Genomic DNA, 23,323 nt, shown 5'->3' on the forward strand with positions numbered 1-23,323 from the left:
GACGACGGATTGTACTCAGCGCGTACCTGGCGGTGATCTCTTTCACGGGACTTCGCGCGGACCCGCCCACAACCCCCACAGCACGCCGGTTCACGGTCCGTCCCGGGACCCCTCCCGGGAACGAAGCCGCACCATGCGGGCACCGGACCTGTTCGTGACCGAGACCGGGGGAGATCAGAATGAGCGACCCGACATACGCCCTGCCCACCACGCCAAGTTCCGCGCCCGACGAGGCCGGGACTTGCGACTCCACGGCCGTCGCCCTGGGCAACGCCTCGCTGCTCGGTGTCGGTTATCTGATGCTGCGGCGGCGCGGGCTCGCCCTCGCTGCCGTGGCCGGTGCCGCCGGGCTCGTCTCCGGACTCGTCACGACCGCCTCGCCGTCGTACGAGGTGGCCGTGCTCGTGTGGTGGGCGGCGGTGGTCGCCCACGGGTGGTTCCTGGCGCGCAGAGGCGGCGGCCGAAGCACCGTGCGCAGACAGCGCCTGGTCGCGCTTGGCATCACGCTGCCGGTGCTGCTGGCGGTGGGGCTGATGCGCTTCGACGCGTTCAGGATCGGCCGGAGCGTGACCGAGGCACGCGAAAGCGGCGACTGCGCACGGGTGTTGACCGCCCAGGACAGCGTGTGGTTCGGACACCGCCTCGCCGACGCTCCGCTCACCGCCCGCGGTGACGAGGCCGTAGCGGCGTGCTACCGGCTGCGGACGGCCGGGGCAGAGCTGAGCACGGCGCTGACCGGGGACACCGAGGCCCTGGCGGACGGCTTCGGCACCCTCGCTTCCGTACTGGCCGAGGACGGCAACGGGAAGACGGTCGAAGCGACCTTGAACGGGTTCCTCGGCAGGCTGCCCGCCAAGGACCCCTGCGACACCGCCGCCGTCACCGACTGGCTCCGCGACCGAGGGCGGAGCCACGACGTACTGGACCGGGCCGCCGACACGGCCGCGCTGACCGCGCCCGCGGCACTCGTCGGATGCGGTGACGACCTCCTGGCGGACGAAAGTTGGGAGGAGGCGCGCACGTACTACGAGCGGCTGCTCGACCGGTATCCCGGCAGCGGCCTCGCGGACCGGGCCCGGAAGGGAGCCAGGAGGGCCACCCTGAGCATCGAGTTGGCGAACGTCAGCAACCTGCTCTCCGGAGAGAGCGGCACACAACCCGAGTACTGCACCAACCCGGCGAAGTACAGCGGCGCCAAGCCCATGGGCAAGGGCACCAACCCCGCGCTGTTCTACGCCTCCGACGAGGCCGGCAGCGCGTCCGGCTACCCGAAGCAGTTCCCCCGCTCCTGGAAGGCGGACGATGCCGCCGACGCGGTGCTGGTGGTCTGCATGGGCGAGGACACCTTCGGGGATTCCGTCGAGACCTGCCCCTACCGGAGCGAGTCGTCCGGCGCCGTCGGGTACGTGAGCTTCCACAGGATCAAGATCCCGGTGAAGGTCTACGAGCTGCGCACCGGCAGGCTGGTCGCCCACCGCGAGATCCAGATCAGCGGTACGAGCTGCCCCCCGACCATCTTCACCGCGGAGAGCACGGTCTCGATGTACGTCGATCCGTCCACGTCCGATGTGCGGTCCGCCTTCCGCCCGCTGGTCGTCCGGTGAGCGGCGGCGCGGACCGTGGCTTCGGCGGGGTCGTCGCCGGGCGGTACCGGCTCCAGGAGCGGCTGGGTTCCGGCGGTGGCGGACACGTGTGGCTGGCCGAGGACGAGCACCTCCAGGTCCGGGTCGCGATCAAGGAGATCGCCGTTCCGTACGAGTCGGACGGACCCGGCGACGACCCCCTCCACCGCGGGCGCAGGGAGGCGCTGAAGGCGGCGCAGCTGCGCGAGCACCCGAACGTGATCACGGTGTACGACGTGGTGGAGGACGACGAGCGCCCGTGGATCGTGATGGAGTACCTGCCCGGCACCCGGGATCTGAGGGCCGTGGTGGAGGACCGCGGGCCCCTGCCGAGCGAGGAGGTGGCCGCGATCGGGGCGGCCACCCTCGACGCGCTGTCCGCCGGGCACCGGCTCGGCATCATCCACCGGGACGTGAAACCCTCCAACGTCCTGTTGGCGCCAGACCCGTCCGGTGCCGCCGATCGACGGGTCCTGCTCACGGACTACGGCATCTCGCTGTGGCCCCGGGAGACGCGGGTCACCCGGAGCGGCATGGTGGTGGGCACCCCGGGCTACCTGGCGCCGGAACGACTGTCCGGCGGCGAAGCGACGGAAGCGACCGACCTGTTCTCGATCGGTGCCACTCTCTACTTCGCCGTCGAAGGCGCCTCCCCCTTCGAGCGGGACACGCTCGACGCCTCCCTCATGGCGGCGCTGACCGCGGAACCCGCCGTACCGCAGCGGGCGAGCGACCCGCTGAGCCGCGTGATCATGGGACTGCTGGCCAAGGATCCGGCGGAGCGTATGCGGGTGCAGCGAGCGCGTGAGCTACTCGCGGAGGCCGGGGGAACCGGGGGAACGGGGGGAACCGGGGGAACCGGGATCCCTCGTACGCCGCTGCCCGTGCTTGCCGGAACCGCCGGGGAGAGGGCCGATTCCGCCGCTGATTCCGCCGCCGCGACCAGCTCCGGGAGCGTGTCGGGGAGCGCCTCGGGCGCCGCTGGTCGGATGCCCGGCCGGCGAACGTCCGTGCTGCTGACGCTCGTTGCCGTGCTGGTGGGGACCGGCGGATTCGCGCTCGGCGCCGCCACGTACCCGGCGGAGAGGGTCGGGGTGAAGAGGCCGGCGGTCGGCACGAAGGTGGCCGCGAGCCCTTCCCCGACCGTGACCCGAAACGCGTACCCGTACGGCCGGCAGGCGGGGCTGCGCGAGGAACTCACACCGGGACAGTGCGTCGACGCCGACTGGAAGGAGGGGAAGTTCAAGGGGCTGCCCAAGGTGAAGCTCGTCGACTGCTACGACGACAATCCCGACGGCCAGGTCATCACGACCGTCACAGCCGACGGCGCGCGGGCGGCGCGCGACGAGTGCTCCCGGCGCACGGCCAAGCTGCGGACGACGATGGCCGACCCGGTGCTGTACGTCCTCGCGCCCGGGGCCGGGCAGAGCGAACCGCCGCCCTCGGCCTGCCTGCTCTTCGTGAAGAACGCCACCGCAGGCGGCCCGCTCGGCAACTTCCGCAAGTTCGGCAACGAGGTGTACGTCACGCAGCTGGGCCCGGGTGACTGCATCGACACGCGGAAAAACAAGGACGACACGTACACCAAGACTCTGGTGAACTGCGGCGGACCGCACGACCAGCAGATGGTGGGCTGGACCCGGGCCTCGGGCGCCGGCTCGGCGGACAGTGTCGACGCGGGAGACCTCTGCGACGAGAAATACGGCGTCAACTGGGCCCGTGGCCAGGGACACGAGATGTGGGGCTGGTACTCCTCGGACGAGGAGTGGGACGCCGGGTTCCGGTGGGTGCTGTGCGGCGTGGGCCGGGGGGACGGGAAGAAACTCGCCGGAGGAACGCTGAAGTCGGCGTACTGACTACCCGCGCGATCACCGGCGCCATCGATGCCGCTCGACGGCAGACGGGGGCCGGGACTCTTCCAACCGGCCCCCGCCCGCTCGAGGTTGCTCCCCGGAACCCGCCGGAGCCCGACGAATACGTACCGTCCGTGCCGGGCTGCCGCGAGGACCGCGACGCCGTTGGAGGAGGACTCCACCGTCGTAGCCGTCGTCTCGGTGTTCGTCCTGTACTGGTCAGGGCCAGCGTCCTCCCGCCCTGTCCGGAGGATGGCGCCCGGCGGTCGTGCCGGCGGACCGGGCCGCTCAGCTGCGCGACTGACTCGCGAATGCGGAAGCCGAAGGGGCCCGCCAGACGGCGGCCGCAGCGGCGGGCCGTTGCACGGCGCGTGGCAGGGCCTTGCCACCGTCGGTGCGCGGGCGGGAGGCATACCAGTGCCACCTTCGGCGGCCGAACACGTCGGAGAGGCGCCGAAGCGGATCGCAGCCGAGGTGGCGCTGCAGCGCACTCGATACACGCTGCACACACGTGTTCTGCCTCACTATCGAGGCCGCTGGGCAACCCTTCCGGAGCAAAAATCTTCTCCTTGGGGTGAAGATCCTGAAGAGACGGCCTCGCCTACTCATACTCCTGACCCTTGCCGTGGTGGCGGCCGTGACGGTGACCGTCGCCATGGCCATTCAGGCGAACAAGTTGGAAACGCTCTCCCCGCGCGAGGAACGTGACCGGGCCGCGTCCGGAGCGGTCGTACCGTCGGGGCAGGTGGACTGCCGGAAGGTCAAGTGCATCGCGCTCACCTTCGACGGCAACCCGGGCGAACCCACCGACCGCCTGATGGACCTCCTGAAGGAGTACAAGGCGCCGTCGACGTTCTTCCTCGAGGGCCGGCGCATCCACAAGTTCCCGGAGGTGGTGCGGCGGATCGCCACGGACGGCCACGAGATCGGGGACCACACCTGGACGCACGCGGTGCTGACCGATGTCTCTGACGCTCAGATCCGCGACGAGCTGCATCGCACGGCACGGGCCATCTCCAGCATCACCGGCAGTGAGCCGACGCTGATGCGCCCGCCCCAGGGCCGCACCGACGACCGCGTCTCCAAGGTCTCGAAAGAACTGGGGATGGCGCAGGTGCTGTGGACGGTGACCGCGAAGGACTACGAGACGGACGATACCGCGCTGATCACCAAGCGCGTGCTCGCAGGCGCCGACCGCGACGGGATCATCCTGCTCCACCCGCTGCACAAAGGCACCGTGCCGGCCATGCCTTCCATCCTGAAGGCGCTCAGCAAGCAGGGCTACACCTTCGTGACCGTCTCCCAGCTGCTCGCTCCGGCCAAGGCCGAGCCCGGCAAGATCTACAAGTGACAGACGACGCGCGAAGCGTCCGGCGCCCGTTCTTCACCTCGGCCAAGCCGCGCTCGTTCGCGGCGCCTTCACGGGCCACGAGCTTGTTCGCCTCCTTCTGCGCGGCGTGGTCAGCCGTCAGCCGTCTGCCGCGGGCGGCGCGGCACACGGTGACGATCACCGGGTTGGCCGCGCCGGGCGGCCAAGACCCAGGCCCAGCCCCAGACCGAGACCGAGACCGAGACCAGATTGGCGCGCTCTCGTCGGTGAAAGCGAGGACGTGGACCGAGAAGAGCGACGAGGCCGCACGCGACAGCGTCAGTGTCCCGGTGCCGTACCACCAGTTCGGCATCGGCGACGAGGACGGAGCGACCGACCCCGACCCCGACCCTGAGTGCGGGCACCACGGACTGGTCCGGGTCGCCGGGAAGGCCGGGAAGAACGCCGCCTTCAGACGGCTCACCCTCGAGGCACGCACGGCCCCGCTGACCGCTCAGTCGGTCAGTCCGTCAGTGGTGCGCAGTGCACGTTGTTCGCTCCGCCGCTCTGGCCGGAGATCCGTCCCCAGTAGCTCACGCAGTGCCCCGGGTGGCCGATGTACACGGGACCGGCGTAGGTCCTGTAGAGACCGTCATCGAACTCGGGGTCTACATCTTGAGCGTCCGTGAGCGCTGCAAGCATGGACACGGCGGCGCCGGAACGGGCACGCACGGTGACCACGCAGTCCTGTCCCGTGGACGGGTTGTACGTCAGGTAGACCGTGCCCGCCGTACCGACCGGTGCCGAGTCGACCACCGTGTAGCCCGCCCCGCAGACACCGTTGTACTTCGCCAGGGGTGTCGCCGCACCCGCCTGCGGTGCGACGGTCCCCATGACGCCGACCACGGCGGCTGTGACCGCTCCGACCGCTGCGGCACGCTGAATGATGTTCATGTGGATCCCCCGTTTCGTCGACAGCTCCAACAGCTTGTCGACCTCGAAGGGATTGACCGTCGTCACCCGACCAGCGTTGTAGGCCACCGCCATCGGTTACGGAACCCGGACACGGAGTGAACGGGTCCGTGGCTGCGAGAAATACCAACTGCCCTTTCAGCGGCCGGCGTCCGGGCTCCTGCACGCCAGGGACGACGGGACGGTTCCGCGTACGCGGCAGCCCCGACTGGCGGTTCCCGCAGGCACAGCGGGTGGCGTTCGGAGACCGGCCGGACAACTTCCACTGAGAACTGGACTCTGACGGAAATTCATCATGGCAGGTACATGGCGAACAGTGATGGCAGGGCATACCATCGCAACGCCCCGGAGGGGCGGTCGACGGTGCGTCCGGCCCCCACCGGACACCCCATGCCGCTCCTTCGCGTACCCGGCCCCGCCGGGGCCGGATTCCCCCCACGGATGAAGGAGCAGCAATGCCCCTCGGCACTTGGCTCAAGGCAGGCACTTCCGCCACAGCGCTCGTCCTCGCCATGGCGGGCGCCGCAACCGCCGCTCCCGCCCCCGCCCCCGCTCCCGCTCCCGCTCCCGCGGGTGAATCGTCCGCCGCGCAGGCGGCAGCGGTGACCCTTCGCTACGACGACTCCCGTGCCGCAGGCTGGGAGGCCGCGATCGCGGCCGGAGTCGCCTCGTGGAACGCGAACGTGAGCAACGTCCATCTGGTGGAAGCGGCGTCCGGCACCGTGGCCGAGATCGTGATCGTCGCCACCACGGGCTGGCCGCAGGCCACGCTCGGCCCCGTTCGTCCGGGCCGTCAGGTCCGCGTCGAGCTCGGCAGCCAGGCCGTGGACCAGGGTTACAACAAGACCCGGATCGCCGCTCACGAGCTGGGGCACAGCCTCGGCCTGCCGGACACCAAGCCCGGGCCCTGCTCACAGCTGATGTCGGGGTCGAGCGCCGGCACGGCCTGCACCAACGCCACACCGAACGCCACCGAGCGCTCCCGCGTACAGTCGGCATACGCAAGCGGAATCGCCGCGCTCGCGCCCGCTGACGGCCGGATGCTCATCGACGCGCCCTGACCACACGCCCATCAAGCGGACGTGCGTCCCGGGGATCTCGTCGAGATCTCCGGGCCGTAGTGAACAGTCCTGGGCCAACGGTGGTGGGTTCATGCGCACCTCCGGTGAGGCGTTGCGGGACCCTTCCCTGTCCCGGCGGCGGGCGGAGCGGCCGGCGGCTACTCCGGGGGAAGCGGTGACTGCGCGCGTCGACGGTTCCTCGGCCGGAAAGGTGTGCGCGGTTGGTGCCCTGACTGGCGTGTTGTCCGGAGGCGCTGGCGCTGTCAGCAAGAGTTGGAAGGCCCCCCCCCGGGGGCGTGACCTTGCCTCTCCGGATCCGGCTCACGTGAGTCAGGTGACGGTTTCTACTTGTCCTTCTTGAGCTTGCGCTCTCGCCACATCCAGACCGATCCGCTGATGGCGATGACCACGATGATCATGATGACGCCGGTGGGCCAGAAACCGCCGCCACCATCGGCGGCCAAGTCGAGGCGGTCCACGGGATAGCCCTTTCTCGTCAGCAGGTGCTCAGGTCCAGTCCCAACCGCCGATCGCGGCTCCTGCGACGTAGCTGCCCACCTGTCCACTTACCGTATCGGCCAGCTGACGCTTCGAGCACCACAGGGGTCACGAACCACGCCTCCCGCATGTAGCTCCGACCCCCCGGCGGCGGTAATTCACTTGAACAACAGTGCGGTCGACGTGGCAGGCTTGGGCGGTGATTGTCGAGCTGGCCCCCCGTTTTCTGACCTGGGACGATGTAGATCCCGCCCGTCATTCCTTCGACAGCGCGTCGGCGCCGCAGGTGGTGCGGTCGCTCGGGCCCGCCCAGAGCGTGCCGAGCCGCCCCGACACCTCTAGCGGCAACCCGGCGTCGCATGCCTGGAGCTGGGACGAGGGACGGCCCTGGGCCGACGCCATGTCGCACGCACTCGCCGAGCACTACGGCCGCTGGACCCTGGGCTGGCGCTGGTCGCACGACGAGGGCGACTTCGACGGAGGACCCGTCGGGAACTGGTGCTGCGCGCAGGACTCCATCACCACACCGCAAGAGACACTCGGCCGTGTCGTCGCGGCACTGCGCGAGTGGCGCGAATGGCTGGAGAGTCTCGCCGAGTGGTTCGACGCGTACCCGTTGGACCTGACCGAGGTCGAGGACCAGCGGATCCTGTGGGAGCGTGCCGCCCGAAACCTGATCCTCCAGGTGACCGACCGCACCGGCTGCGGCAGCGGTTGGCACGGACACTGCCGTCAGGTGCTCACCTGGTTCCTCAGCCGCTGGGGCATCACGCCCGACCTAGCGCAGGAGCTGGTCGACGAGGCGGTCGGCGGGCGGTTCGCGAGCTGGACCGCCCCCGACAACGTGCTGGTCGATGACGTCGCGGAGCGGCTCGCGCTGTCGCTGCGGGCGGACGAGGGAACACGAGCCGCTGGGCCCGCGCCGGACCACCTCGAGCGCTGGCTGGCGGTGCGCGAGACCGTGCCATGGCACGAGGCTCCGGACGGCGGAGGGGACGAACCGGTGGCGCCGTCGCGCGACGGCGCGGCGCAGGACATACGCACCTTCGACGGCGCCTTGGATCCCGCCCGCGCACGGGGCCTGCTTACCGCACTGCGGCTGCTCCGGGCCGATGCGGCGCGCGGCGCCTGCCTCGACTTCGAACTGCTCCAGCGCTGGCAGCAGCATGTCCTTGGCACACCGCAGCCGCCGCCGTTCCGCGACCTGCCGGCCTTCGCCAAGGGGGGCCGGGAACGCTACGGCATCGGCCCGGACACACGAGCCCGCCTCGACGCCTGCCTGGCCGAAAGCGCGCGCCCTACTGAGCAGTCCCTTCCCCTCACTGCCCGGGCCGCACGCGCCTATCTCGACGTGTGCTTCTTCCACCCGTTCGACGACGGCAACGCCCGATGCGCCTTCCTCGCCCTCGTCTTCGTCCTCGCCCGGGAGGGCGTCGCCCTCGACGGGGTCAACCTGCTGCGTCGCGTCACCTTCCAGGCCGACGAGCCGCAGGACGCGCTGATCCTCACCCGGTACATCGACATCCACCTCGCGGAGACCCGACGCAACACCGCCTCCCCCGACTCCTGACGGTCGGGCATGGAGGCGCCGGCGAGACCATCTGGCGGCAACTACCGTCCCCCGCCGTGCTGAAGTGAACCTTCCCAGAGCGGAACCTGTCCGTCAGACGACGGCCGCTTGGGCGCAACCTTTCGGTCTTCTGACGTGTCCCCACAGTGTGCTGACGATACGTAGAACCTGGCGGACAGCGGCGGCCGCCGCTGTCGCGACTGCCGCCCTGGCGGTTGCAACCCCGGCCGCGCACGCCGCCGGAACGACGCTTCTCCTGGATGCCCAGGAGAACTACTACCTCCCCACGGAGGGCGAGGGCCCGAACCTCGGCCTCGGCATCACCGCCTCGGGCGGGGATGCCCATGACGTCTCGGTCGCGGTCGACGCCTCGTCCCTCGCCGGGAAGGCGACGATGGTGGTCACGGGGGACTGCGTGAGCACCGGCACCCTCAAGGTGCGATGTGACGTGGGCCCGCTGTCGGGCGGCGAGTCGATCGACCCGTTCCTTTTGAAGCCCACCGCGGCCGCCAAGGCGGGCGACACCGGTGCCATCACCTACACCGCCACCGCATCCGACGCGCCCACCGTGACCGGGAAGACGGACGTCCTGGTCGGCGGACCGAAGCTCGTCAGCCGCCCCTACCCGGCGCTGGATGACATCGCGCCCGGCGCCGTCTTCGAGCGCACCCCCGCCTTCGCCAACACCGGCGCAGCCCCCGCCGACAAGGGCGTCATGCTGCTGGTGCAGGACTCAGAAGGCGTCTCGCTCGCCCGTGAACACTCCAACTGCCACTACGCGGGCCAGCCCGACGTCGGCGCCTGGTGCCGGTTCGACACCCCAGTCGCGCCCGGCGCGGCCTACGAGACCGACGCGCCGCTGCGCTACACCGCTGCCACGGACACGATGTACGGCTACAACTCCTACGTCGTGTGGCCGGTCGGCGGCACCGTGCCCGACTCCTTCGATCCGTCCGCCTTTCCCAAGACGGGCACCGGCGCGCCGCTCGGCCTGAAGTCCGTCGCCTCCGGCCCCGGCTTCACCGGCTCCGGGTACGGCACCTTCGCCACCACCCAGCACGCCGACTACCAGGCGCTCGGCGACACGGTCGAGGGCAAGGTCGGCGAGACGGTGAGCATCACCGTGGGCGTGCGGAACAACGGGCCGGGCCGGATGGGCTTCCGGTGGACGGACGCCGACAACTCCGGCACCTTCGTGGTGACCCCGCCCGCAGGCACCACGATCACCGGCGCCCCCGACCCCGGCGAGCAGGGCGACCCCGGGCCGCTGTGGAACTGCACACCGCGCAAGGCCGGCGAGAAGAGCTACACCTGCGACATCGGCAGCACTGACTTCGGGCCGGGCGACTCCGTGACCCAGGAGTTCACGGTGCGGATCGACCGAGTCGTCCCTGACGCGCGGGGCAGCGTGAAGGCGGTGGAGAACCCCGACTACCCCAACCATGACGAGAACGCGGCGAACGACACCGCGGTGATCGCGGTGAAGGCCACCGGCTCGGCGACGTCCAGCCCATCGCCCAGCACCCCCGCTTCCCCGTCAGCCACGGCTACCGTGAGTCCGTCGGGCTCCGGGGCGGGAACCGGGAGCGGGACGACGGTCGGCGGCGGGCTCGCCGCCACGGGAACGGACGGAGTTCTGCTGCGGGCGGGTACCGCCGTCCTCCTGGTGGCGGGCGGCACGCTGGTGTTCGTGACAGCGCGGAGGACACGGCGGCAGAGCGGCAGCTGACGCCGCCACCCCCGCGTGACAAGGCGTCGCGGCCGACGAGGGTCGTCGGCCGCGACGCCCACCCGGGGCCTGGCGAGGGCTTGTTGCTACCGCTCTCGTCCTGTGCATCCCGACCCAGAAGTCGGACCCCGTCACCCGAAGGTGGGTAACAGCCCCTCCCGGCACCGCGCGCTCTGGAGCGCCGAGGCTTCGCCGACCGCGGCTACGACCACGACAAGTACCGCCAACTCCTGCGCCGGCGCGGCATCCGGCCCGCGATGGCCGAACGCCGACACGCGCACGGTCCCGCCCTGGCCACCTTCCGCCGGGTCGTCGAGCGGACCATGCCCGACCTCCTGGCTGCAAGGCTTCCGCCGCCTACGGATCCGCTGGGAACGTGGGCCCGTCCGGGGCGTTCCACGGCAGTTGTGGCCGGATTTCGTCACCGGTGGGTCACAGGTCGGAGTGCCGAAGAACTGCCGGCTCCACGGTGCTGTCTGGTTCGACGGGGGCGGCGAGGCGCCGTTCTCCGGACAACTGGGACTCGGGGGACAGCATGCGGTACGTGAACGGAATGCGCGGTTCGGCGCTGGCGGTCGTTGTGGCTTCGGTGGCGCTGGCGGTGGCGGGATGTCAGCCCGGCGGGGGCGGTGCGGACACCGGGGACGGCGGCGTCACCCCGTCCGAGGCCGCCGGCTCACCGGCCTCCTCCTCCACGCCCGCCGCCCCGAAGGCCGGTAGCTCCGCCTCCGGTTCCTTCACCCCCTCCGGCCCCTCGACGCCCTCCGCCTCCCGGCCCGCGTCCTCCACGCCCGCCGCCTCCGCACCTGCGTCTTCCGCACCCGCTCCGGGCGGTCCGGCGGCGACCTGTTCCGCGGGCAGTCTGAAGGCGACCGCCCGTCAGGCCGCCGAGCGGCCGGACGGTACGGGGACCGGGGCGGCCGTCGTCGAGTTCACCAACGTGTCCGCACGGACATGCGTCCTCAAGGGGCACCCCACGGTGGCCGGCGCCGGAAACGGCTCTCCCGAGATGAACGTGCCGCTCACCGTCAAGCCGACCGGAGCCGCGGCATCGGTGAAGGTGGCCCCCGGCGGCAAGGCGTGGGTGAAGCTGACGTTCGTGCAGGTGCAGGGAGAGGGCGACGGGTACTGCGTGTCCGGTTCGGCGCCCGTGGTGTATCCCACGATGGTCGTCCGGCTGCCGGGGTCGGGGGCGCACCAGGTGGCTCTGGACGACGGGCAGTTCGCCGAGTGCGACGACACCGTGACCGTCACCGCCGTATCGGCGGTCAGGCCCTCTTGACCGATTCCCCGCGCACAGGACGTCAACGCCATCAGGACACGCGGGGTCACCGCACCGGAAGTGAACCACCGCACCAGTGTCGCCGAAGCGTGAACGAAAGCAGAGGCGGCTTCCAGAGTCTGCGGCACAGTGCCACCCGGCCCACCCGGCCGGGAGGTCTGCCCCTCCCCCAGCGCACGCACCATCGCCTCGGCCGGCACAGTCCATCCTGCTCCCAGCGTGGTGGTCGGCTTTCGCTTTGCGTCGCGGATCACGCGCAGCATGGTGCCTATCGTCGGGGGCGAGGCCAATTCGTGCAGGAGGCTCACCCGGCCCCGTAATCACATCGTCCCCCGCACCTTTTCGCGCGAGTTTGTTGGCCCATCCGGCCCTGTGTCGTACACCTGCCCGGGCCGCGCGGTCGCAGTGGCGGCACCCTGGCAGCATGCAGCCAGGGACAGGGACCGGAGGAAAGCGTCCGGACCGTCCGTCACGCCGGACAGCTCTGCGGGAGCGTGCGGCCTCGACACGGTCCCGGCTGTTGGAGCTGCGCAACCGGGCCGAGAACCGGTTCCCCGTGATCACGCATCTGCTGTCGCACCTGATCTCGGTGAACGTGTTCGACTCCGCGACCCGGCTGGCTGCCCAGACGTTCCTCACGGCCGTGCCGCTGCTGTTCGTGGTGGCCTCCATCGCCCCGCAGTGGCTGCGTGACCAGTTCGTCACGTCCTTGCACGAGGCCTTCGGACTGACCGGAAGCGCGAACGCCGAGCTGAACAAGGTTCTCAAGGGCACGGATGACCCGTCCGACGAGCTGCGGCAGACCACCGGCGTCGTCGGCGGGCTGATGGTGCTCCTTTCGGCCACCGCGTGCAGCCGCGCCATGCAACGGTTGTGCCAGCGCGCGTGGAGCCTGCCCAAGGCGAGTGCGCGGGTGGCCGCCTGGCGCTGGATCGCCTGGCTCGCGACCTGGCTGGCCATGTTCGCCGTACAGGGGAGCCTGCGCACCGGCTTCGGCCTCGGGCTGTGGCTCGGCGTACCCCTGCTGCTGATCGCGGAGGTCGGCATCTGGTGGTGGACGCAGCATCTGCTGCTGGTCGCGCGCGTGCCCTGGCGACCGCTGCTGCCGGGTGCGCTGCTGGCCGGGACGGCCCTGGCCGTCCTCACCTCCACCGCGTCGCTGTACGTTCCCCGGGCCCTCAACCACAGCCTGGCGAAGTACGGCTCTTTGGGTGCCGTCTTCACGCTGTTGTCCTGGCTCATCACGCTCTGCGTGGTCACGACCCTGTGCCTCACGGCCGGCGCGGTCATCGCCCGCGAACCCTGGGCCGTCCGCCATCTGGGCACACCTGAACCGCCGGGCCCGCCGCCAGGCGACACGCCGACGGACGGTACTCCACACGACAGCTCACCACCGTGATGACCTGCACTTTTGAGGAGTGCGGTCAGGACGTGCGGTACGGCCGACGGTCAGGTCGGCACGTGGGCATCGCGAGGTCACCCGGCCGGAACGGGCTTCAGTGAGTCGTCCGATCGGTCGGTTGCTCACCGCTCGCAGGGACGCCCCGGCCCTGCGGCAGCCGCTGGACGAGTACGAAGGACACGAGCGTGGCCGGCACCACCAGCGCCACCGTGTCCACGTAGCCCAGGAGGAGCACGACCAGGACGACGCTGCTCTCGGGCAGCCGCAGGGCCGCGGCCACCGAGACCGCCATCCCGACCGCCCCCGCCGGGACCAGCCCCAGGCCGGGCGGCTGTGCCGGCAGCACACCGGCCACCCGCCCAGGAACAGAGCGGGGAAGACGGGACCACCGCGCAGACTGCCCAGAGAGCACCGCGGCGACCAGTACTTCGCTCAGCGTTCCCGCCGCACGACGCACAGGCCCCAGATGACGAAGGCGTACATCGCGATCAGGGTGAGTGACCAGACGGGGTAGTACGGGATCGACAGGAAGTTGGCGATGATCGCCAGTCCCGCGATGCCGACCCCGACGACCCGGGCCCAGGTGGCGCGCGTGAAGAGACCCGCGCTCACGCTCATGGCGATCACTCCGAGGACCAGCTGGATCCAACCCCAGCTGGTCAGGTCGAACTTGAAGACGTAGTTGGGGGTGTTCACGAACACGTCGTCGTTGGCGATGGCCATGATGCCCCGGAACAGGTCCAGGACACCGGCGATGAACAGCAGGACAGCGGCGAACACTGTCAGGCCGCCGGCAGTCGCCTCGGCGGTTCCCGAGTGGCGGTGCGTCGTGGTGGTGGCCATGGTCGATTCCTCACTTCCCGGCGAGAGGCAGCACTCAGCGCCTCACCTGCGAGCATGCGGAGTGATCCGGCGCCGGTGATCACCCGTGACGGGTGAGGTTCGGGAGGTCGGTTCGCTGGTGGTGGACGGCCGCGGGTTCACGGGTGCCTGGATCACGGGCATCGCCTTCGGTGGCTTCCCTGCGCTGATCTCCGCCGCCGCACGCTCACCCCACCGCCCTCCGGAACCGGCGGTGGCCCTCGCGTGTGTCGGCAGTGGGCGCCGACTGCCCACAGTGGCGCACAGGTAGCGGAGGCCCCTCTCCGGGCGGACAGGTCGCACCGATGCCCACTCACCCGCGCCGGGTGGGGCTGGACGGGCAATCCGTGGCCAGCGGTGATGGGCAGTCGGTCAGGACCCGGAGCAAGCCATGGTCGCAAGAGGACCTGGAGGACGGGGCGAGAAAACGAACAGGCCCGACGGTGCCGTACGTGCCCGGCGAGGCGGACACCTCGTACCTGCTCAACGTCGGCGCCGCCGACTAAATCGGCGTACCCCTGGAGAAGATCCAGGGCACCCTTGTCGCCATCGCCCCCGTCGTCGGCAGCGCCCGCGTGGTGGCAGGTCGTCCTGCCGTTCCTCGGTGTGTTCGTCTACGTCCTGGCCCGTGGCAAGGGCAGCGGCATCAGCTGCCGAGCTTTCGGCGATCCGCGCCGAGGGCGACATCAACGAGGCCGAGTTCCAGCAGGCCAAGGAGAAGACCCTCCGGGTGCTGTCTGTGCCTCGTCAGGCGGCCTCCGTCGGCAGCCTTCCCGCGCTGATGGCGTCGACGAGCGCCTGGTGATCCCGTTCGTTCTGGTCGGCGTAGCGCTCGGCGAACGTGACCAGCGCCCGGTCGAAGGAGTCGCCGCCGCCCAGGTACGCGGCGATGGCGATGCGGTCGCCGGACCTGGCGTGAGCGCGGGCCAGGGTCACCCCGCACAGAGCGCCGAACGTACGCATGCCCCGCGGCACCATGTCCTCGGCCACGGCGACCCACTTCCAGTCCCGCAGCTGCCGTACGTAGAAGTCGCGGCGTCGGCCGTCGAGCCCTTCGACCCGTTCCCAGCCCAGGAAGATGTCGCTGGTGGCCTGCATCAGCCGCTGCCCGGACACGACCCTCTCGCCCTGGGTCGGGTACGCGGTGGGCCCGACGTGCGCTGCCAGCACCGACTCGTCGGCCTCCTTCGCCTGGAGGAACAGGGGGTCCTCGTCGTCCCGCCCCAGCAGGAGCACGATCCAGCAGCGCGTGCCGACACTGCCGACCCCGACGACCTTGCGCGCCATGTCGGCCACCCGGTACTGGTCCAGCAGGAACCGCCGGTCCGATTGCAGGGTCTTGCCGTAACGCTCGATCAACCGGGTTATCTGCTGCTCGAGCTGGCCGCGCCGCTCGTCCGGCAGCAGGTCCTCGAGGCGGGTGATGAGCGGCGGATCAGGGGTGATACGGCGCTTGCCGTCGACGACGACCGTGAGTTTGTCGAAGACCTGGAGGGTGTCGTGCGAACGCGCCTTGGCCAGGGCCTGCGTCCAGCGGTCACGGCCCCGCGCGGAGACGTCCTCACCGAACCGCTCCTCCACCCACTTCTCGTCGAACTGGGCGTACCAGACGGCCAGGTTGCCCATTCCGGCGAAGGCGCGCATGTTCTCGCGGTAGGAGCGCACGGTGGCCCGTACGATCGCGGCCCGCTCCTTGGTGCTGAAGCCGTTCGCCCGGCCGGCGATGACGAAACTGGCGGCCAGGCGTTTGACGTCCCACTCCCAGGGGCCCGGCAGCGTCTCGTCGAAGTCGTTGATGTCGAACATGAGGCGACGCTCGGGTGAGGCCAGCAGCCGGAAGTTCAACATGTGCGCGTCGCCGCACAGTTGGGTCCTGAAACCCGTCCTCGGCGTCTCCGCGAGATCCGACGCCATGATGGCGGCTGCTCCACGGTAGAACCGGAACGGTGACTCGGACATCCGCCCGTAGCGGACCGGTACGAGCTCGGGCAGCCGCGTCGCCGACTGCTCCCCGATGATCTCCAGCGGGTCCGGTCGTTTGGGCCCCGGAGCGAACTCGGCGTGGCTGGAGCGTGGGACGGCGGCCCGCGCCGCCTTGCCCAGCGCGGCCCGCTCCTGCGGGGTGCGGTGCCGCAACTCGCGGCCGTCCAGGTGGTTCTCTGTCATGACAGCGGCTCCCGGGGATGGCCGCCTCCGCGCCTACGGGGACGACGGGCAGTCAGTTGTGGGATGCCCGCTCCGAAGTGCCCGCCGACCGCGTGCCGTGTGGTGGCCGGAACCGCGGCCGGCGCAACCGGGCACCGTTCTCGGAGCGTGCGACCAGCGCAACCGGGCACCGGCTTCGGAGCGTGCTCCGTCCTCGCCGTGCTCGCGGTCCTTGTGCTCGCGGTCCTTGTGCTCGCGGTCCTTGTGCTCGCGGTCCTTGTGCTCGCGGTCCTTGTGCCTGCGGTCCTTGTGCCTGCGGGACGGCCGGTTCACGGGCTTCCGCATTCAACGTATCCCCTGAGGAGGCACCCGGCGAGCCGAGTCAGGGGCGGCTGGACACCCGACGAGCCCAGTCAGTGCGCGGCTGCGGCCCCCGCGTCCGCGCCGGAGGACCGGGTGGAACCGTCGTGATCCAGGAACTCGCGGATCGCGAAGGCCGCCAACGTGATCACCGCCGTCCACACCACGACCGCCGTGGTGGGGTAGGTCCAGGTGAACAGGACGATCGCCGCCACCACCAGGATGACCACTCCGATCCAGCGCTTGAAGCGATGGACGAACCGGCCGACCGCCCCGAGCCGAAGGCCCGCCGAGGTTGTCACCTCGCGCAGCGCGCCGATGCTCCTGCGGCAGCCCGTGCGCGTGACGACGGCGATCCGGGACGGGCCGGCGAGGAAGGCGCCGACAGCGGTGAACAGGGCGACCGCGGCGAGGGCACGGATACCGGCCCGCAGGAACTTGACCAGGGCGTCGTACACGGATCCCGCGGCGGCCTCGGAGACGCCGGACGGCAGATGATTGAGGTAGACGTCGCGGAAAACGGTGAGGCCGATGCCGAGGATCAGCATGGCGGCGAACACCGCCAGGGCAGCCCCGATCAGCGCGTGCCGACGGTTGAACGCCACGTACACCCCCGCGGCCGCGATCAGCAGTGCGATGACGGGCAGCCAGCCGCCGAGGATCTCGAGCACTCTCACATAGGTCCTGATCTTGCCGATGTCCTTCGACGCGAACACCACGAAGTTCGTGTGGACGGCCGGGATCTTGGCTGCGGGCGTGAAGCCGGCGGCGACCAGCTGGTCCTTGACCTCGGCGACGATCGGACCCAGGTCGACGACGACCTGGTTGTTCTCCACCTTGACCGTGCCGTCCGCCTCGCCGGTCAGGGCCTTGTCCAGCGCCGCGTGCGCCCTGCGGTTGCCGTTCACCCAGACCGTCTCGAAGGCACTGCTGGTGACCACCCGCTCCACCGTGCCGCTGACCAGCTGCTTGAGGCCGCTCTCGATCGGGCCGTCCAGATTGCCCAGCAGCTTGGCCGCCTGCGGCGGAACACCCTTCGCCGAGGCCGCGTCCGTGAGCTGTTGCACCAGCGCGTCCACGTCGATCTGGGCCAGTACGGCGGCGCTGATCCGGTTGGTGGCCGCCTTCTGCACATCCGGGTCACTGGCCAGCGGGCCGACGGTCGCCACGTAGCGGTCCGTGTCCTGCACGATGCTGTTCGCCCACACCGCGACTACGGACAGCATCGCCAGCAGCGCGGCGAGCAGGATCAGCACGACCGAGCCGAGCGAACGGAACGGGTGGTGCCGCGGCGCGCGGGGCGGCCCGGCGCTCTCCAGGGCGTGGACCCGCTGGCGCAGTTCGGCCAGTTCACCGCGCTCTTTGGCCGAGAGCTGTTCGTCACCGCTAGCACTCATGGTGACCAGCACAGATGCCCGCCGTGGAGCGCGCCACCCGGGTGAACCGGGCGGGTGAAGGGCGCACCGAGGTGCGAGGGCCACGCTCCGGTCTGCAAGTGGGACAGGGGAGCTCCGAGGGTGGCAGCCACGCGAGGGAAAACAGCCACGAGCACCAGAGGTGACACCGTGAGCGACGAATTCGAAGACGTGGGCACCATCGTCTATCTGGTCGTCGTCGAGTTCCCCGGTAAGTGCCCGTCCCTGATCCCTGCCGAGAGGTGTGTCGTCATCCGTAGCCTTGCGTGGTGGCCGGAGTCGGCGGCAGACGGCTCGGGCGGATCTGCCCGCACGAGGTGGCCGGCTGAGGCCGGATACCGTGCGGTGCGAAGTGGATTGCTGGGTCGGGACGCCGCTCGGATGCGGTGTATGGCTCGCCGCGATGCCGTACGAGGGCCTGGCGCGAAACGGCGGTCGGCGGTCGCGGAAGGGTCACCCTGCCGGCTGCGCGAACGCCTCACCAACATCTTCTGAAGCTGCATCAACTACCTTGCCGTAAGCCTTGTTTGGCTGGCATCCAGAGATCCACTCATCGTCCTGCCCCAGCGCTGGGTGGAGGGTAGGGCACAAGAGGGCCGTGGAATGCCGGGGACGTTACGGAAGTTGATCACAGCATGACTCAAGGACCAGCGCCTCGCTCCCTGTCCAACGAAGCCCTCTCCGATCTGCTCGCCAGGCAGCAGTTCGGGACCCTCGCCACTGTCAAGCAAAGTGGCCATCCACACCTGACCACAATGCTCTACAGCTGGGACCCCGAGGCCCGCATCGTGAGGCTGTCCACCACGGCCGACCGCATCAAGGTCAAGCACTTGCAGCGCAACCCGCGCGCGGCGCTGCATGTGCAGGGTGACGACGTCTGGTCGTTCGCCGTCGCCGAGGGCACGGCGGAGGCTTCCGAGCTCACTACGGTTCCAGGCGACGCGGTCGGGCGGGAACTGCTCGCGATGATCCCGACGGCCGCGAAGCCGGAGGACGAAGATGCGTTCCTCAACCAGTTGGTCGCCGAGCGCAGGATCGTCATTCGGTTGAGGGTGGAGCGGCTATACGGGACGGCCTTGGATATCAACGGCTAGGAGGCGACCCTGCTCGTCATAGCCATTCGTTGATGGCTGCAACCAGCACGGTCGCGTGGTAGCGGAGCCTGTTCCAATGCCGGTGCCGGTGCCGGTGCCGGTGCGCACGGCGTGCAACAAGTGGCCGCAGTTCGCGACCTCCCCCGGTTCTCGACCGTGGTACGCGCCGCCGACCAGCTCCGACCCACCGTGACCGCCCCGACCATCGGTTACGGGCAAGGCTCGGCGCGCCGCAAGACACAGCTCCATCGCGGCGCAGCACCTGCTGGCCCACCTCAGAAGGAGATCCCCGACACGCCCCCACGTGGGCGTCTCCGCCGAAGCACCTGAACTCCCCGTCGCCGTGACGTGACGCGATGAGACGAGACGAGAATTATGTCGAGTGGGCCGCGCAGAGCCGCGGATCTGTCTTCTCCTCGCGTTCGGTCAGAACCTGGAACAGGAGCTCACCGACCCGGCGGGCCAGCTCCATGCAGCCCAACTCGTTTGGGCCGAGGAGATCGACGCGCCCGTATCGTGCGGTGGTCGTGGCAAGGAAAGCCACCCCGGCACCGGCAGCAGCGGCCGGATGGCAGCCCATTCCACATCTCCGCGAGTCCCGCTCATGGTCATACGCTTCCCATGCTTCCCATGCTTCCCCTGACCTGTGCCTTTCGTGCTCGCCATGACGAGGTGGCCCTGCTGACGTCCGGAGGTTTCGCGTCCGCCTTCTCCGGAGAGGGCATCGAGGCCCTGCCGCAGGCCGTGAACTCGGTGAGCTGACGGAGAGGGTGATCGCCCGTACCGGCGCTGTGACGAAGCCCTACCAGGGTGGCGCTGTCAGGTGAGGGCGCGCAGGAGGCGGCTGCCACGACAGTCGCACACTCAGCGATCGCAGGCACGCACGCCGTCTGGCGCCAATCCATTCACATCCCACAGTTCTCAATATCAGAACCAACATCTGTTGGATTTCTAGATCGGCCATTTCTAGAGTGAGCACGCGACGTCACAGTGCACCGCGCACTCGCCAAGGCGTCCGGGAGGAGGAAACTCGTGCAGCATCGCATCCTCAGCGACCCGACCGTCTCCGCGATCGGCCCCGGCCGCCGACTTGGCGTCGACGCGGTCGATTGGCCCACACATTGCTCGGCGGTCGGCTCGTGTCGGTGCGGGACCAGTTCTCGCCCGCCTTCCTCTCCAGCCGGCGAGAACTCGAGCACTGCACCAAGCTCGACCTCGCCTTCCTCCCCTGGCGCCCGCTCGACGGTATCGCGAACGCGATGGGCCTCGCGGAACGTCACCGCGCGATCCAGCAGGCCGCCGACGAGACTGGCACCAGTGTCACCGGTGTCCACCGAGTAACGCACGCCCGGGAGCTCGCGCTCGCGCCCGTCGCCGCCCCGCCCCCCAGTCACAGCGAAAGAGTCACATGAAGACCTTCATCCTGCCCGGCACCGACATGGTGGTTCCCAACGTCGTCCTTGGGCTGATGCGTATCCAGGACATGACCGACGACGCGGTGCGCACGCTCGTGAACACTGCGCGCGACACCGGCATCACGTTCCTCGATCACGCCGACGTGTACGGCTCGGACGACCACGGTTGCGAGCGTCGGTTCGCTGAAGCCATGAAACTCAGCTCGTCGGAGCGTGAGCAGTTCGTCATTCAGTCGAAGGCCGGCATCGTCAAAGACGGGCCGTACTTCGACTTCTCTCATCACCACATCATCGAGTCGGTGAACGGTTCCCTCCAGGCACTGGGCACGGACTATCTCGACATCCTGCTGCTGCACCGTCCCGACGCTCTCGTCGAGCCGGAGGAGGTGGCCCGCGCCTTCGACGAGCTGTCGGCGGCCGGCAAAGTACGTGCCTTCGGCGTCTCCAACCAGACCCCCCGACAACTCGATCTGCTGCGCAAGCACGTGACGCAACCCATCGTGGCGAACCAGCTTCAGCTTTCGATCACTCACGCCCCGATGATCGCGCAGGGCGTCGCCGCGAATATGCAGGACCTCGATCAGTCGGTCGTACGAGACGACGGAATTGTCGACTACTGTCGCCTGCACGACATCACCATTCAGGCGTGGTCGCCTTTCCAGGCCGGATTCTTCGACGGCCCGTTCCTCGGTTCCGAACGCTTCCCCGAGTTGAACGCAGTGATTGACCGGCTCAGCGACAAATACAGTGTGCCGGCCGAGGCGATCGCGGTCGCCTGGATCACCCGTCATCCCGCGCAGATGCAGGTCGTGCTCGGCACGACCACGCCGGAACGCGTCACGGCCGCCGCACTCGGTTCCGACATCCCGCTCACCCGATCCGAGTGGTACGAACTGTTCCGCGCGGCCGGATACAAAGTGCCCTAGCCTCTGCCCCTTCCTGATGACCTTTCCGTTCGGTTGTCACGCCTGACAACACCGGATCCCCGCGTCGACGCCGTGGCCATGAGTGGCCCTGTGATTTCGTGGGGCTCCGGTGCACTTCTCGTGACCCGGTCCCCTTCTCTACGGCTCCTGGCCGGCCGCGCGGCCGCGCCACTGCGTCATGCGAGCGCGAGGGTGGGCGAATGACGCAGGCCTCCGTCGGCGCAACCTCCCGCCGGTTCGGCAGTCTTAGTTCACGGGGTGCGCATGACGACGGAACATCAGGTTGCCTTCTTCCTGAGGGAGCTGGAGACGGGCGACACCTGGCGACGTGCGGCAGCGGCGAAGGGGCTCGGCAAAACGGGAGCCGCCGAGCACGCGGTGGTGCTCGTCCGGGCGGCCACCGACCCCGCGCCCGAGGTGCGGGAAGGCGCGGCGGTGGGCCTGGGCAGGCTGGGGGTCTCCGCGGGCCTGGCGGAGACCCTGTCCACGCTGATGGACGACGACGATCCGTGGGTACGCAGGAAAGCCTCTCTGGCGTCCATCCGGCTCGGGCTGCGCGATCGCGAGGTCGTCAACGCCTATGGACGACTGCTCGGCGATCCGGACTATCACCTGCGCATCAACGCCTTGGAGGCGTTGCGAGAGCTGGGCGTGCCCGGTGATGGTCCCGCGCTCGTACGACTGATGGGTGATCCGATACCTGGCGTCCGGGATCGGGCGCACGCCATGGTCTTGGAGTTCAGGGAGGCCCCGGACATCGAGGCGGAGGTGGTCCGGACGGCTCTGTGTGGCGAGGACGATGCCCGCGTGCTCGCCCTGTGGATGCTGCCGGACCAGCACGTCGACCGGCTGCTGCCGTCGCTGCTGAAGGATCTGACCGGCGGCCCCTCCACCGAGGTGCGCTGCGCCGTGGTTTTCCGACTGACACGCGTGAAGCGCCCAGAGGTGCGAGACGCGCTGTTCGCTGCCCTGGAGGCGGAGCGGGACCCGAAGGTGGCGTCACACCTGCTGTTCCTGCTCCAGCGATCGCGTGACGAACGGCTGCTCGGTCCGGCCTCGCGCTGGCTGAGCGACGAGCGGGCGGGACCATCAGCCGCCGCTGCTCTGGCGGCTGTCGGCGGCAAGTCAGCCACGAGGCTCCTGCGGGCTCAGCTCACCGATCCGACAACGGCCCCCGGTACGCTCGCTGCAGCAGCAACGGCCTACGGCGATATGGGCAGATGGGATGCCGTGTGGCTGCTGCTGCCCCTGCTGGACCATGCCCGGCCCGAGGTGTACGAAGGTGCGCTGCGCGGCCTCGACGCCCTGGCCGACGCCGGGTTCCGGCCGTGGGAACGCGCGGCAGTCGCCCGGAGGCTGGTGGCCCGCCTCGGCCTCAACAGCACCCTGGTCGGCGTGGCAGAAAGAGTCCTCACGGGCCTGACGGAAGCCCTGCCCGGTCTGCGGAAACTGGTGGACCGGACCACCTCACCCATGGTCCGAGCCGCCGCGCTCGCACTCCTGGACCCGCACAACGCGACGGACGCCGGCACCCCGCACGATCTGCCGCTCTTCGTGCGGCACTTGGACGACGAGAACACGTGGGTGCGCAAGACCGCCGCCGAGGGGATCGCCCACTGGGTGGAGGAGACGGGCACACTCCCCCCGGGCGAGGAGCGGCTGCGCGACCGGCTCACCGCCCTGGACTCGGATCCATCCGAATTCGTACGCGAGGCGGCGGCCCAGGCGCTGCGGGCCCTGGACGACTGGTGCGGGGCTGCGGGCGGCGGACCCAGGGGATGTCATCCTCCGGGTCCGTGACCCGGCCCA

20 protein-coding genes and 3 pseudogenes are annotated in these 23,323 nt (G+C 69.8%); 15 read left to right on the top strand and 8 right to left on the bottom strand.

The genetic code is table 11. From position 1 onward, the window contains the following. Positions 1-179: 179 nt before the first annotated feature. The 3 genes from D1369_RS00685 (at position 180) to D1369_RS00695 (ending at position 4,826) form a co-directional block, all read left to right on the top strand. Positions 180-1,604, top strand: coding sequence for a hypothetical protein (locus D1369_RS00685; protein WP_106433556.1), 1,425 nt, complete (start codon positions 180-182; stop codon positions 1,602-1,604). Next, positions 1,601-3,478, top strand: a complete 1,878-nt coding sequence (locus D1369_RS00690; RefSeq protein ID WP_037902603.1) for a serine/threonine-protein kinase — start codon at positions 1,601-1,603, stop codon at positions 3,476-3,478. Before D1369_RS00685 ends, D1369_RS00690 begins: the two co-directional genes overlap by 4 nt. A 571-nt stretch (positions 3,479-4,049) precedes the next feature. Then, positions 4,050-4,826 carry a polysaccharide deacetylase family protein gene (locus tag D1369_RS00695; protein WP_007387075.1) on the top strand — a complete coding sequence of 259 codons (777 nt, stop codon included), beginning with the start codon at positions 4,050-4,052 and terminating at the stop codon, positions 4,824-4,826. Between the two features lie 480 nt (positions 4,827-5,306). Here the strand turns inward: D1369_RS00695 and D1369_RS00700 are convergent, their stop codons facing one another. Next, positions 5,307-5,738, bottom strand: a complete 432-nt coding sequence (locus D1369_RS00700; RefSeq protein WP_037904081.1) for a hypothetical protein — start codon at positions 5,736-5,738, stop codon at positions 5,307-5,309. Between the two features lie 473 nt (positions 5,739-6,211). Between D1369_RS00700 and D1369_RS00705 the strand changes: the two genes are divergently transcribed. Beyond that, complete coding sequence (locus D1369_RS00705) at positions 6,212-6,817, top strand: snapalysin family zinc-dependent metalloprotease (RefSeq protein ID WP_007387073.1); 606 nt, start codon at positions 6,212-6,214, stop codon at positions 6,815-6,817. A gap of 344 nt (positions 6,818-7,161) precedes the next feature. On the opposite strand, the gene D1369_RS44460 is transcribed toward D1369_RS00705, so the two are convergent. Next, positions 7,162-7,296: a hypothetical protein gene (locus D1369_RS44460; protein WP_272920832.1), complete on the bottom strand. Its 135-nt coding sequence runs from the start codon at positions 7,294-7,296 to the stop codon at positions 7,162-7,164. Between the two features lie 218 nt (positions 7,297-7,514). Here D1369_RS44460 and D1369_RS00710 point away from each other — a divergent pair, with 218 nt between their 5' ends. From D1369_RS00710 to D1369_RS00725, 5 genes and pseudogenes are all read left to right on the top strand, one after another. Then, entirely contained in the window at positions 7,515-8,885 is a 1,371-nt protein-coding gene (locus D1369_RS00710) for a Fic family protein (RefSeq protein ID WP_037902601.1), read from the top strand. A gap of 148 nt (positions 8,886-9,033) precedes the next feature. After that, positions 9,034-10,614: a hypothetical protein gene (locus D1369_RS00715; protein WP_118082191.1), complete on the top strand. Its 1,581-nt coding sequence runs from the start codon at positions 9,034-9,036 to the stop codon at positions 10,612-10,614. A gap of 188 nt (positions 10,615-10,802) precedes the next feature. Beyond that, a pseudogene (locus D1369_RS43635) lies at positions 10,803-10,992 on the top strand (IS5/IS1182 family transposase); the annotation flags it as partial. A gap of 175 nt (positions 10,993-11,167) precedes the next feature. Further along, entirely contained in the window at positions 11,168-11,896 is a 729-nt protein-coding gene (locus D1369_RS43640) for a DUF4232 domain-containing protein (protein WP_240436165.1), read from the top strand. A 520-nt stretch (positions 11,897-12,416) separates the two neighbouring features. Beyond that, the gene (locus D1369_RS00725; protein WP_037902598.1) at positions 12,417-13,295 is read left to right on the top strand and encodes a YhjD/YihY/BrkB family envelope integrity protein; all 879 of its coding nucleotides are present in this window, start codon (positions 12,417-12,419) and stop codon (positions 13,293-13,295) included. 97 nt (positions 13,296-13,392) lie between these two features. Here D1369_RS00725 and D1369_RS00730 read toward each other — a convergent pair whose 3' ends face one another. Further along, entirely contained in the window at positions 13,393-13,644 is a 252-nt protein-coding gene (locus D1369_RS00730) for a hypothetical protein (protein ID WP_237557714.1), read from the bottom strand. A gap of 86 nt (positions 13,645-13,730) precedes the next feature. Next, positions 13,731-14,141 (bottom strand): hypothetical protein, encoded by a 411-nt coding sequence (locus D1369_RS00735; protein WP_007387065.1) that lies wholly within the window; start codon positions 14,139-14,141, stop codon positions 13,731-13,733. 323 nt (positions 14,142-14,464) lie between these two features. Here D1369_RS00735 and D1369_RS43645 point away from each other — a divergent pair, with 323 nt between their 5' ends. Further along, positions 14,465-14,665: a hypothetical protein gene (locus D1369_RS43645; protein ID WP_007387063.1), complete on the top strand. Its 201-nt coding sequence runs from the start codon at positions 14,465-14,467 to the stop codon at positions 14,663-14,665. 241 nt (positions 14,666-14,906) lie between these two features. Here D1369_RS43645 and D1369_RS00745 read toward each other — a convergent pair whose 3' ends face one another. The 3 genes from D1369_RS00745 to D1369_RS00750 form a co-directional block, all read right to left on the bottom strand. Further along, complete coding sequence (locus tag D1369_RS00745; protein WP_007387061.1) at positions 14,907-16,325, bottom strand: DUF2252 domain-containing protein; 1,419 nt, start codon at positions 16,323-16,325, stop codon at positions 14,907-14,909. Between the two features lie 33 nt (positions 16,326-16,358). Further along, positions 16,359-16,649, bottom strand: a complete 291-nt coding sequence (locus tag D1369_RS42755; protein WP_007387060.1) for a hypothetical protein — start codon at positions 16,647-16,649, stop codon at positions 16,359-16,361. A gap of 68 nt (positions 16,650-16,717) precedes the next feature. Beyond that, on the bottom strand, positions 16,718-18,061 hold the full coding sequence (locus tag D1369_RS00750; RefSeq protein WP_237557713.1) for a hypothetical protein: 1,344 nt from the start codon (positions 18,059-18,061) through the stop codon (positions 16,718-16,720). Positions 18,062-18,714: 653 nt separating this feature from the next. Here D1369_RS00750 and D1369_RS00760 point away from each other — a divergent pair. After that, complete coding sequence (locus D1369_RS00760; RefSeq protein WP_007387058.1) at positions 18,715-19,173, top strand: PPOX class F420-dependent oxidoreductase; 459 nt, start codon at positions 18,715-18,717, stop codon at positions 19,171-19,173. A gap of 409 nt (positions 19,174-19,582) precedes the next feature. On the opposite strand, the pseudogene D1369_RS00770 reads toward D1369_RS00760, so the two are convergent. Beyond that, positions 19,583-19,699 (bottom strand): annotated as a pseudogene (locus tag D1369_RS00770) (AAA family ATPase); the annotation flags it as partial. Positions 19,700-19,794: 95 nt separating this feature from the next. On the opposite strand from D1369_RS00770, the gene D1369_RS43385 reads away from it, so the two are divergent. The 4 genes and pseudogenes from D1369_RS43385 to D1369_RS00785 all read left to right on the top strand — a co-directional run bounded on the left by D1369_RS43385 (position 19,795) and on the right by D1369_RS00785 (position 23,314). Next, positions 19,795-19,935 carry a hypothetical protein gene (locus D1369_RS43385; RefSeq protein WP_205574451.1) on the top strand — a complete coding sequence of 47 codons (141 nt, stop codon included), beginning with the start codon at positions 19,795-19,797 and terminating at the stop codon, positions 19,933-19,935. Between the two features lie 338 nt (positions 19,936-20,273). Continuing rightward, a pseudogene (locus D1369_RS43650) lies at positions 20,274-20,432 on the top strand (aldo/keto reductase); the annotation flags it as partial. 149 nt (positions 20,433-20,581) lie between these two features. Next, entirely contained in the window at positions 20,582-21,514 is a 933-nt protein-coding gene (locus D1369_RS00780; RefSeq protein ID WP_118082192.1) for an aldo/keto reductase, read from the top strand. Between the two features lie 264 nt (positions 21,515-21,778). After that, positions 21,779-23,314 carry a HEAT repeat domain-containing protein gene (locus tag D1369_RS00785; RefSeq protein ID WP_037902593.1) on the top strand — a complete coding sequence of 512 codons (1,536 nt, stop codon included), beginning with the start codon at positions 21,779-21,781 and terminating at the stop codon, positions 23,312-23,314. The last annotated feature ends 9 nt before the right edge of the window (positions 23,315-23,323 follow it).

It is taken from the genome of Streptomyces sp. CC0208 (genome assembly GCF_003443735.1).
Taxonomy (GTDB): domain Bacteria; phylum Actinomycetota; class Actinomycetes; order Streptomycetales; family Streptomycetaceae; genus Streptomyces; species Streptomyces sviceus.

What these genes read in the sequence shown, in the direction of transcription:
- D1369_RS00685 (WP_106433556.1), top strand. Translation starts at nt 180, where the DNA reads ATGAGCGACCCGACATACGCCCTGCCCACCACGCCAAGTTCCGCGCCC.
- D1369_RS00700 (WP_037904081.1), bottom strand. Translation starts at nt 5,738, where the DNA reads ATGAACATCATTCAGCGTGCCGCAGCGGTCGGAGCGGTCACAGCCGCC.
- D1369_RS00705 (WP_007387073.1), top strand. Translation starts at nt 6,212, where the DNA reads ATGCCCCTCGGCACTTGGCTCAAGGCAGGCACTTCCGCCACAGCGCTC.
- D1369_RS43640 (WP_240436165.1), top strand. Translation starts at nt 11,168, where the DNA reads ATGCGCGGTTCGGCGCTGGCGGTCGTTGTGGCTTCGGTGGCGCTGGCG.
- D1369_RS00735 (WP_007387065.1), bottom strand. Translation starts at nt 14,141, where the DNA reads ATGGCCACCACCACGACGCACCGCCACTCGGGAACCGCCGAGGCGACT.
- D1369_RS43645 (WP_007387063.1), top strand. Translation starts at nt 14,465, where the DNA reads ATGCCCACTCACCCGCGCCGGGTGGGGCTGGACGGGCAATCCGTGGCC.
- D1369_RS00745 (WP_007387061.1), bottom strand. Translation starts at nt 16,325, where the DNA reads ATGACAGAGAACCACCTGGACGGCCGCGAGTTGCGGCACCGCACCCCG.
- D1369_RS42755 (WP_007387060.1), bottom strand. Translation starts at nt 16,649, where the DNA reads ATGCGGAAGCCCGTGAACCGGCCGTCCCGCAGGCACAAGGACCGCAGG.
- D1369_RS00750 (WP_237557713.1), bottom strand. Translation starts at nt 18,061, where the DNA reads ATGAGTGCTAGCGGTGACGAACAGCTCTCGGCCAAAGAGCGCGGTGAA.
- D1369_RS00760 (WP_007387058.1), top strand. Translation starts at nt 18,715, where the DNA reads ATGACTCAAGGACCAGCGCCTCGCTCCCTGTCCAACGAAGCCCTCTCC.
- D1369_RS43385 (WP_205574451.1), top strand. Translation starts at nt 19,795, where the DNA reads ATGCTTCCCATGCTTCCCCTGACCTGTGCCTTTCGTGCTCGCCATGAC.
- D1369_RS00780 (WP_118082192.1), top strand. Translation starts at nt 20,582, where the DNA reads ATGAAGACCTTCATCCTGCCCGGCACCGACATGGTGGTTCCCAACGTC.
- D1369_RS00785 (WP_037902593.1), top strand. Translation starts at nt 21,779, where the DNA reads ATGACGACGGAACATCAGGTTGCCTTCTTCCTGAGGGAGCTGGAGACG.